The following is a 1,088-nucleotide window of genomic DNA, read 5'->3' as shown; positions in this document are numbered from 1 at the left end:
AGGCAGCCAGGCTGAACAGGCCAGGTATGCGTTGCTTTATTCAGAGGCTTTAGACAAAAATCATATCAAAGCAACGAATGATTCGCTGATTCGCCAGGCTTGGGAGTATTACAAACATCATCCCAAAGATTTACGCCGCCAATGCAAGACTCTCTATTATTGGGGAAAAGTCAAACTGCGTGCAGGAGACAAGCCGGGAGCGTTACGCCTTTACCTGAAAGTTGAAGAGAAACTGAAGGATACCAATGAGCCTTATTATGCAGGGCTTTTATACAGTCAGATCGGTGAAGTGTATTATGACCAGATGAACTATAGCCGGGCTTATCATTATTTTCGTGAAGCTCGCAATAACTTCCGGCAGGCTGATAATACTCGCGAAGAAACAAAGGCAACTCTCGATATGGCAGCCGCAACTTTCAATTCGAAAGATATGGAGAAAGCCATGCGGCTCTATTCTGCCGCACTCGATCTGGCCGATGAACACAAGTACGATAAGTTAGCCAAAGCTCGCCTTACCAATCTTGCTTCTCTCTATGTGGTGTCAGGCAAGAAACAAATTCCCCATGACCTGCTGCAACGTATCGAACTTTCTGCCCGGCAAGATACACTATACGGATATCATACATTAGTAGATGTGAATCTACTGAAAAACCGTATAGACAGCGCACGCTACTATCTGGCTCTTGCAGAAACACATTCCACCGATATACGTGACATGGCAGACCTGCAATACACCGCTTATCGGATTGAAGCGCAGGCCAGAAACTTCGAGAAAGCAACCGAGAAGATACATCATTATATCTATCTGACTGACTCGCTGACACGCTCGAATATGCAATTCTCCGCCGGTATGGTGGAACGTGACTATTTCAAGGAACGCTCCAAATTCGCCGAATACCGGATGAAGAACCGTACTACCTGGGAAATTGCCGTAGCAAGTATTATTTTTCTAATAATAGGGGTAGCATACTACATCATCCGTCAACGCCTGCGCCTGCAACGCGAACGTACCGACCGCTACCTGCTATTAGCGGAAGAAGCCAACACCCAATACAAAACCCTGACAGAACACATGGAAGGACAGCGCA

Annotated in this window: 1 pseudogene; it reads left to right on the top strand. The window is 46.3% G+C overall.

Annotated elements, in window-relative coordinates:
• Nucleotides 1-1,088: pseudogene (locus tag AB5935_RS27745) on the top strand (hypothetical protein); the annotation flags it as partial.

Origin of the sequence: Phocaeicola sp. RTP21198st1_B8_RTP21198_201120, from assembly GCF_040929485.1 — a bacterium.
Lineage (GTDB): Bacteria > Bacteroidota > Bacteroidia > Bacteroidales > Bacteroidaceae > Phocaeicola > Phocaeicola dorei.
Note: the sequence above shows the minus strand (reverse complement) of the source record. Positions and strands in the feature narration are given on the sequence as shown.